Source organism: Jiangella rhizosphaerae (genome assembly GCF_003579925.1).
In the GTDB taxonomy this organism is placed as follows: Bacteria; Actinomycetota; Actinomycetes; order Jiangellales; family Jiangellaceae; genus Jiangella; species Jiangella rhizosphaerae.
In genome coordinates, this window is sequence record NZ_QUAL01000379.1 from 1 (window position 1) to 9,181 (window position 9,181).

General features: G+C 72.4%; 5 protein-coding genes. 2 read left to right on the forward strand and 3 right to left on the reverse strand.

Annotated elements, in window-relative coordinates; all coding sequences use genetic code 11:
- The coding region (locus DY240_RS25910) for a citrate synthase (RefSeq protein WP_119662573.1) at nt 1-471 on the reverse strand (471 nt) is incomplete at its 3' end.
- 81 nt (nt 472-552) lie between these two features.
- Here DY240_RS25910 and DY240_RS25915 point away from each other — a divergent pair.
- Nucleotides 553-1,692: a citrate synthase/methylcitrate synthase gene (locus DY240_RS25915; RefSeq protein WP_119662569.1), complete on the forward strand. Its 1,140-nt coding sequence runs from the start codon at nt 553-555 to the stop codon at nt 1,690-1,692.
- 85 nt (nt 1,693-1,777) lie between these two features.
- Here the strand turns inward: DY240_RS25915 and DY240_RS25920 are convergent, their stop codons facing one another.
- Both DY240_RS25920 and DY240_RS25925 read right to left on the reverse strand, forming a co-directional pair.
- Complete coding sequence (locus DY240_RS25920) at nt 1,778-2,683, reverse strand: hypothetical protein (protein WP_119662570.1); 906 nt, start codon at nt 2,681-2,683, stop codon at nt 1,778-1,780.
- Nucleotides 2,677-3,237 carry a nuclear transport factor 2 family protein gene (locus DY240_RS25925; RefSeq protein ID WP_147375528.1) on the reverse strand — a complete coding sequence of 187 codons (561 nt, stop codon included), beginning with the start codon at nt 3,235-3,237 and terminating at the stop codon, nt 2,677-2,679. The genes DY240_RS25920 and DY240_RS25925 overlap by 7 nt, the downstream gene beginning before the upstream one ends.
- Before the next feature lie 144 nt (nt 3,238-3,381).
- Between DY240_RS25925 and pulA the strand changes: the two genes are divergently transcribed.
- Nucleotides 3,382-9,141 (forward strand): pullulanase-type alpha-1,6-glucosidase, encoded by a 5,760-nt coding sequence (gene pulA / locus DY240_RS25930; protein ID WP_119662572.1) that lies wholly within the window; start codon nt 3,382-3,384, stop codon nt 9,139-9,141.
- The last annotated feature ends 40 nt before the right edge of the window (nt 9,142-9,181 follow it).

A 9,181-nucleotide genomic window follows, 5' to 3' on the forward strand; every position in this document is an offset into this window, starting at 1 on the left:
CGCGACCGCCGCCACCCGGAGCCGGTCGACCAGCCCGGCCTGCGCCGGCAGCGCGTCGCCGACCGCCCGGGCTGCGGCCAGCCCGTCGGGCGGAGCGGTGAACGGCGGCCCCGGCCGCTGGTCGCCGGTCCACAACCACCAGGCGACCTCCTCGAACGAGGCCCGCCGCGCCAGCTCGATCGGGTCGACGCCGCGGTAGTAGTAGCGGTCGCCCTCGATCAGCGTGACACCGCTGTACACGGGGCCGGCGGCGTCCTGCTCGCGCGTCGCGGCCGGGCCGCCGTCCGCCGCCCTGCCGCGGCGTCGATGGGCGAGCCGCTCGACCTCGTCGGGGTCGAACGTGCTGGCCCGGCCGCCGGGACCGCGGCGGCTGCCGAGCAGCCCGCGGCTGACGTAGGCGTACACGGTCTCGGGCTTGACGCCGAGCCGGGCCGCGACCTGCCGCGTCGTCAGCCGGCGTTGCTCCGCCACCGTCCCGCCTCCTCACGCCGATATTGACCGAAATCAATATATCTATCATGGTCGTCAACTATTGAGGAAGCTGGAGGGATCATGACCGCACAGGTGCCGCGCGGGCTGGCCGGGGTCGTCGTCACCGAGACCGTCCTCGGCGACGTCCGCGGCCGCGAGGGCTTCTACCACTACCGCGAGTACTCGGCCGTCGAGCTGGCCGCGACGCGCACGTTCGAGGACGTCTGGCACCTGATGCTGGAGGGCTCGCTGCCCTCCGCGGCGGAAGGTGCGTCGTTCGCCCGCCGGGTCGCCGCGCTGCGGACGCTGCCCGACGACGTGCGGGCGGCGCTTCCGGCGATCGCCCGCGCGAGTGCGGCGTCCGGGCCGATGTCCGGGCTGCGCACGGCGCTGTCGCTGACCGGCGCGGCGGCCGGGTTCCGGCCGGTCTACGACCTCACCGCCGACGAGCGGCGCGAGGACGCGCTGCTGGCCGGCGCCGTGGTGCCGACGCTGCTGGCGGCGCTGTACCGGCTCGGGCAGGGCCTGGAGCCGGTCGAGCCGCGCGCCGACCTCGGACACGCGGCCAACTACCTGTACATGCTGTCCGGCCGGGAGCCGGCGCCCGAGCACGCCCGCGCCGTCGAGCGGTACCTCATCTCGACCATCGACCACGGCTTCAACGCGTCGACGTTCGCCGGCCGGGTCATCGCGTCGACCGGTGCCGACGTCGCCGCCTGCCTGGTCGGCGGCATCGCGGCGCTGTCCGGCCCGCTGCACGGCGGCGCGCCGAGCCGGGCCCTGGACACGCTGGACGCCATCGGGACGCCGGAGCGCATCCAGTCGTGGGTGCGCGAGCGGGTGCTGGCCGGCGACCGGATCATGGGTTTCGGGCATCCGGTCTACCGCACCGAGGACCCGCGGTCACGGATGCTGCGCGAGATCGCCCTCGGCTTCGGCGGCCCGCTGGTCGAGTTCGCCGTCGAGGTGGAGCGGCAGGTCGAGGCGATCCTGGCCGAGCTCAAGCCCGGCCGCGAGCTGCACACCAACGTCGAGTTCTACGCCGGCGTGGTCATGGAGCAGTGCGGACTGCCGCGGGCGATGTTCACGCCGACGTTCGCGGTCGCCCGCGTGGTGGGCTGGACGGCGAACATCCTCGAGCAGGCCGCCGACAGCAAGATCATCCGGCCGGCGGCCCGCTACGTCGGCCCGCCGCCGCCCGTGCCGGTCCCCGCCGCCTGACGGCGTTCGCGACAACCATGATGACGGGCGATTTGGTGGTGCTATAGCACCACTGGACCGCCCGTCATCATGGTTCTGCCAGGCTTCAGTCGACGACGATCGACTGCGCCTCGGCGACCGGGAGCGGGCCGTCGACCCAGGGGCTCTCGAGCGTGGTCGGCAGTCCGTCCAGCTCCAGCGGCTCGCCGTTGTTGGTGAACGAGATGTCGTACACCAGCCGCATGCGAGCGGGGTAGCCGTCGGGGTGGTCGACTGACGCGTGGGCGTAGACGTGGTGGCAGGCGTCGCTCTCGGCGACGGTGAACGGGCACTGCAGGACGCCGCTGCCGTCGCCGGGGTCGACCTCGATGCGGTCGGGCGTCGCGATGGCGTTGACGGCGCCCGTCGACTCGCCGATGATCTCGCCGTCGCCCGGGCCCTCGGCCCAGTACCAGGTGTCGAGGTTGACGAAGGAGCGGTTCGGCGGCGAGAACGCCAGCGTGAAGTCGGGCGTGGCGATGTTGCCGAACGCCTGCCAGGCGAGGTCCCACAGGCTCGGGCCCTGCTCCTCGGGCGGGAGGATCCACTGCCAGGTCCCGCCGGGGTTGCTCGGGTAGCAGACCACGAACGTGACGATGTAGCCCTCGCCGGGCGACGGGCCGCCAGCGAGGTCCTCCCACGTCTCCGGTGGGTTCAGCGAGGGGATGTTGCCCCAGCAGGCCTCCTCGCCCATGCACCACTGCACCGCGGTGGGCGGGCCCTCGCCCTCGACCTGGCTGAGGTCGCAGGTGGGCTCCTGCTCGCCGCCACCTCCGTTGTCGCCGCCGGTGTCCTCGCCGTCGTCGCCCCCGGAGTCGCTGCAGTCCTCGGTCCACGTGGTGCTGCCGTCGGGATGGGTCTCGGGGATGAGCACGCAGTCGGCCGACGCCGTGGACGCCGTCACGAGCAGCGCTCCCGCGACGAGGGCGGTGCCCAGGAGCACCCGGAGGAGCTGCCGCACCCTGGTCAGCATGTGATCGTCGCCTCCGTCTGGTCGACCAGCTCGGTGATCAGCCAGCGGCCGTCGACCCGCTCGAGGTCGAAGACCCGTGGCTGGGGACCGGCCAGCTCGCGCTCCACCGGCTCGCCGTTGTAATACACGTTCCAGCCGTCCTCGTCGACACAGCCCTCGGCGCGGGCGGTGTCGCCGTCGACCGTCACCTCGGGCGGGCCGATGACGGGCTCGCCGTCGCGGGTGACGCCGGCGTCGACGAGGCCGCGCAGGTTGGCGATCTGCGTCTGCGCGATGAGCTCGATGGCCACCTGTTGCAGCGCCGCGTACGACGCCTGCTCGTCCTGGACGTTCTCCATCGCGATGATGGTGTCCCAGTAGTTCTGGTACAGGGCCTCGATGTCGGCGACGGCGGCCGCATCGGGGTCCTCAGTGGTCGTGGGCGCTGCCGTCTCGGACGGCGCGGCCGAGGTCTCGAGGCCGGTGGGCTCGTCGGACTCGCCGGAGCACGCGGCGGCCGCGAGCACCACTCCCGCCGTGGCGAGAGCGGACACGACGACGCGAGCAGGTCTCATGACTCCGGATCATTCCATACGTCATCGGTAGGCCACATCTCGAACCGGGGCCGTTGAAAGCTTGCTGCAAGTCTTGCAACGGTCGACCGGGGTGGCTAGCGTCTCGGGCACCGTGACATCGCCGTCCGCCACCGGGAGTGCCCGATGCCGAACCTGCCCGCCGCTCGCCGCCTCCTCGTCCTCACGGCCTCGCTGGGCCTCGTCGCCGCGGCGGCCGCGGCCGCGCCACCGGCCGTCGCCGATCACACCCAACCGCCGAGCGTCGTCACGCTGGCCGGAAGCCTGCAGAGTGAGCTGGGCTGCGCGGGCGACTGGGACCCGGCCTGTGCGGCCAGCGAGCTGACGCCCACCGCGTCCGGCGTCACCACCTACGCTCGCGCCGTCGAGCTGCCGGCCGGTTCGTACGAGTTCAAGGTCGCCCTGAACGGCGGCTGGGACGAGAACTACGGCGCCGGCGGCGTCGCGAACGGCCCGAACATCCCGCTCGTCCTGGAGGCGGCGGCGGAGGTCACGTTCTCCTACGACCACGCCTCGCACCGCATCGCCGTCGCCCCGACGCACCCGCAGCCCGGCCTGACCGACGCCGACCGCGAGCTGGCCGGCGACAGCCTGCGCGCCGGGCTCACCGACGAGCGGTTCTACTTCGTCATGGCCGACCGGTTCGACAACGGCGACGCGTCGAACGACACCGGCGGCCACGACGTCCCGCCCGGGACGGCCGAGCCCCGGCTGGTGCACGGGTACGACCCCACGGACAAGGGCTTCTACCACGGCGGCGACCTCGCCGGGATCCTGCGCCGGCTGGACTACATCGAGGACCTCGGCACGACGGCGATCTGGCTGACGCCGTCGTTCATGAACCGGCCGGTGCAGGGCAGCGGCGCCGACGTGAGCGCCGGCTACCACGGCTACTGGATCACCGACTTCACCCGGATCGACCCGCACCTGGGCACCAACGAGGAACTGCGTCAGCTCATCGACGAGGCGCACGCGCGGGGCATCAAGGTGTTCTTCGACATCATCACCAACCACACCGCCGACGTCATCGACTACGAGCAGGGGGAGTACACGTACGTCCCCAAGAGCGACGTCCCCTACCGCGACGCGAACGGCAACGTCTTCGACGACAGCCAGTACGCCGCCGGCGACACGTTCCCGCCGCTGGACCCGCAGACGTCGTTCCCGTACACGCCGTACTTCCGCACGCCGGAGGACGCGACGGTCAAGGTCCCGGCCTGGCTCAACGACCCGACGCTCTACCACAACCGGGGCAACGCGGCCTTCGACGGCAGCGAGGGCGACCTGTACGGCGACTTCGTCGGGCTGGACGACCTGTTCACCGAGCAGCCGGCGGTCCGCGACGGCATGATCGACATCTACCGGTACTGGGCCGCGTTCGGCGTCGACGGGTTCCGCATCGACACCGTCAAGCACGTCAACATGGAGTTCTGGCAGAAGTTCGCGCCCGAGGTGCTCGACGCCGCGCACGACTCCGGCGCCGACGACTTCTTCATGTTCGGCGAGGTGTACGACGCCAACCCGGCCGCGATGTCGCGCTACACGACCGAGGGCGGGCTGCAGGCCACCATCGACTTCGGCTTCCAGGCCCGGGCGCAGGGCTTCGCGACCGGCCGGCCGACGACGGAGCTGCGCGACCTGTTCGCCGGCGACGACCACTACACCGACGCCGACTCCAACGCGTACTCGCTGCCGACCTTCCTCGGCAACCACGACATGGGCCGCATCGGCATGTTCGTCCAGGACACCGGCGTCGCGCCGGAGGAGCAGCTGAGTCGCACGCTGCTCGCGCACGACCTCATGTACCTGACGCGCGGCCAGCCGGTCGTCTACTACGGCGACGAGCAGGGCTTCACCGGCGACGGCGGCGACAAGGACGCCCGCCAGGACATGTTCGAGAGCCGGGTCGCCAGCTACAACGACGACGACCTCATCGGCACCGACGCCACGACGGCGGAGGGGAACTTCGACCCCGGCCACCCGATCTACCGGCACCTCGCCGAGCTCTCGGCCCTGCGCGACGAGCACCCGGCGCTGGCCGACGGCGCGCAGATCCACCGGTATGCCAGCGACGACGCGGGTGTCTACGCGTTCAGCCGGATCGACGCCGAGGAGCAGGTCGAGTACGTCGTCGCGACCAACAACTCGACGCAGGCGCAGACCGTCGGCTTCGACACGTTCAACGCCCGCACGTCGTTCAAGGGCCTCTGGCCGGTCGGCACCGCCGACCTGCGCTCCGACGCCGAGGGCCGCGTCACCGTCACCGTCCCGCCGCTGTCCGCCGCCGTCTGGCGGGCGCCGAAGCCGCTGAAGGAGTCGAAGGACGCGCCCGCGCTGCACTTCCGCACCCCCGGCGCCGGCGGCACCGTCGGCGGCCGCGCGGAGGTGGGCGTGTCCGTGCCGGCGGGCGGGTTCAACCAGGTCACGCTGGCCTGGCGGCCGCTCGGCACGTCCGAGTGGCAGCTGCTCGGCACCGACGACAACGCGCCGTATCGGGTCTTCCACGACGTGACGGACCTGCCGCACGGCACGCTGGTCGAGTACCGCGCCGTGCTGAAGGACCACTCCGGCCACCTGTCCGTGGCGTCGACGTACGGCGTGGTGGGAGAGCCGCAGGACGAGGGCGAGGAGCCGGGCGGCGGCGGGCCGGTCGAGCAGCCGGACCGGGTCACCGTCCCGGGCAGCCTGAACAGCGAGATGGGCTGCGCCGGCGACTGGGACCCGGCGTGTGCTCAGGCCGGCCTGACGCTGGACGCCGACGACGACGTCTGGAAGGGCACGTTCGCGCTGCCCGCGGGCGACTTCGAGTACAAGGTGGCGATCGACGGCTCGTGGGCGGAGAACTACGGCCTGGGAGCGCGCCGCGACGGCCCGAACATCCCGCTGCCGCTGGCCGCCGCGGACGACGTCACGTTCTACTACGACCACGCCACGCACTGGATCACCAGCGACGCCCAGGACCCGATCGTCACCGTGCCGGGGTCGTTCCAGTCCGAGCTGGGCTGCCCGGCCGACTGGGACCCGGCCTGCATGCGGTCGTGGCTGAAGGACCCCGACGGCGACGGCGTCTACACGCTGTCGACGACGGCCCTCGCCGCCGGGACGTACGAGGCGAAGGTGACGCACGGCCTGAGCTGGGACGAGAACTACGGCGCCGGCGGCGAGCCGAACGGGTCGAACATCGGCTTCACCGTGCCGGCCGGCGCCCGCACGACGCTCAGCTACGACGCCGCCACCCACGTGCTGACGGTGACGTCGTCGGCCGCGGAGTCGCAGGCCGACCTCACCCAGCAGAAGGCGCACTGGCTGGAGCGCGGGCTGCTGGCCTGGGACCTGCCGGCGGAGGCGGCGGACTGGACGTTCCGGCTGCACGCCGCGCCCGAGGGCGGCCTGGGAATCGACGCGGAGGCCGTCACCGGCGGGACGTCGTACCCCCTCACCCTGGGGGAGCTGCCGGAGGACGTGCGCGAGGAGTACCCGCACCTCGCCTCCTATGACGGCTTGAGGGCCGATGTGAAGGACATCGAGGAGATCCTCACCGGTCAGGTCGCCGTCGCCGCGTACGACGACCTCGGCCGGCTGGTCGACGCGACCGGCGTGCAGCTGCCCGGCGTCCTGGACGACGTCTACGCCGGCGCGGCGGACCGCGAGCTTGGCGTCGTCTGGCACGGACGCCGCCCCGACATCGCCGTCTGGGCGCCCACCGCGAAGCAGGTCGACCTGCTGATCACGCTGCCCGGGCAAACGGAGCAGACGGTCGCCATGCGCCGCGACGGCGACGGCGTCTGGACCGCCCGCGGCACCCCGCGCTGGGCCGGCGCGGCCTACGCGTTCGCCGTGCAGGTGTACGTCCCGTCGACCGGGCGGGTCACGACGAACGTCGTCACCGACCCGTACAGCCTGGCTCTGACGACGAACTCGGCGCGGTCACTGGTCGTGAACCTGTCCGATCCCGCGCTGGAACCGGCCGGCTGGGACGGCCTGGTCAAGCCGGAGCTGGCGCAGCCGGAGGACTCCACCATCTACGAGCTGCACGTGCGCGACTTCTCCATCGGCGACTCGTCCGTGCCGGAGGCGCATCGCGGCACCTACCTGGCCTTCACCGACGCGGACGGCGCGGGCATGCGGCACCTGTCCGCGCTCGCCGGCGCCGGGTTGAACACCGTCCACCTGCTGCCGGTGTTCGACATCGCGACGGTGAACGAGGTCCGCGCCGAGCAGGCGACGCCGGACTGCGACCTCGAGGCGCTGACCGCGGCCGATCCCGCCGGCGAGGCGCAGCAGGCGTGCACCACGGCCGTCGCCGGTCAGGACGGGTTCAACTGGGGCTACGACCCGCTGCACTACACCGTCCCCGAGGGCTCCTACGCGACCGACCCGGACGGCTCCGGCCGCACGCGGGAGTTCCGCGAGATGGTGGCCGCGCTCAACGGCGCCGGGCTGCGCGTCGTCATGGACGTCGTCTACAACCACACCCACGCCGCCGGCCAGGACGAGAAGTCCGTGCTGGACCGGATCGTGCCCGGCTACTACCAGCGGCTCTCCGCGACCGGCGCCGTCGAGACGTCCACCTGCTGCGCCAACACCGCGTCCGAGCACGCGATGATGGAGAAGCTGATCGTCGACTCCGTCGTCACCTGGGCGCGCGACTACAAGGTCGACGGGTTCCGCTTCGACCTCATGGGCCACCACAGCCGGGCGACGATGGAGCGGGTCCGCGCCGCCCTGGACGAGCTGACGGTGGAGCGCGACGGCGTCGACGGGTCGTCGGTCTACGTGTACGGCGAGGGCTGGAACTTCGGCGAGGTCGCCGACAACGCCCGGTTCCGCCAGGCCACGCAGCTGGAACTGTTCGGCGCCGGCATCGGGACGTTCAACGACCGGCTGCGCGACGGCGTCCGCGGCGGCGGCCCGTTCGACGAGGACCCGCGGCTGCAGGGCTTCGGCAGCGGCCTGTTCACCGACCCGAACGGCGCGGCCGTGAACGGGACGCCGGACGAGCAGCGCGCCCGGCTGCTGCACCTGCAGGACCTGATCAAGGTCGGGCTCACCGGCAACCTGCGCGACTACGCGTTCACCGACAGCACCGGCGCGGCCGTGACCGGCGCCGACGTCGACTACAACGGCTCGCCGGCCGGGTACACCGCCGACCCGGAGGAGGTCATCACCTACGTCGACGCGCACGACAACGAGACCCTGTACGACGCGCTCGCGTACAAGCTGCCCGCGGACACGCCGATGGCCGACCGTGTCCGGATGAACGTCCTGTCGCTGGCGACGACGGCGCTCGGCCAGGGTCCGTCGTTCTGGCACGCGGGTGCGGACCTGCTGCGGTCGAAGTCGCTGGACCGCAACTCCTACGACTCCGGCGACTGGTTCAACCGCATCGACTGGACCGGCCAGGAGAGCACGTTCGGCTCCGGACTGCCGCCGGCGACGGACAACTCGGCGAAGTGGGACTTCATGCGGCCGCTGCTCGCGTCGCCGTCGTTGAAGCCGGGTCCGGCCGACCTTGCGGCGTCGACGGCGATGGCGCGGGACCTGCTGCGGCTGCGGTTCTCGTCGCCGCTGTTCCGGCTCGGGTCGGCGGACCTCGTGCAGGAGCGACTCTCCTTCGGTGCGGGCGGCCCGGCGCAGCCCGCCGGTGTCATCGTCATGCAACTCGACGACCGGGCGGGTGCGGACCTCGACCCGGACCGGGAGCGGCTGGTGGTCGTCTTCAACGCGACGCCGGCCGCGGTGACGGTGCCGGCCGACGACGGTGCGAGCCTGCGGCTGCACCCCGTCCAGGCCGGCGGCGCCGACCCCGTCGTCCGCTCGGCGACGGCGGGCGCGGACGGCGTCACCGTCCCCGCCCGCACCGTCGCGGTGTTCGAGCAGCCCTGACGGCGTGCCCGGCCGGCTACGCGGCGGCGACCGCGGGCCG

Excerpts from the sequence above, each read along its gene's own strand:
- DY240_RS25925 (WP_147375528.1), bottom strand. The coding sequence starts at position 3,237 with ATGAGACCTGCTCGCGTCGTCGTGTCCGCTCTCGCCACGGCGGGAGTG.
- DY240_RS25920 (WP_119662570.1), bottom strand. The coding sequence starts at position 2,683 with ATGCTGACCAGGGTGCGGCAGCTCCTCCGGGTGCTCCTGGGCACCGCC.
- pulA (WP_119662572.1), top strand. The coding sequence starts at position 3,382 with ATGCCGAACCTGCCCGCCGCTCGCCGCCTCCTCGTCCTCACGGCCTCG.
- DY240_RS25915 (WP_119662569.1), top strand. The coding sequence starts at position 553 with ATGACCGCACAGGTGCCGCGCGGGCTGGCCGGGGTCGTCGTCACCGAG.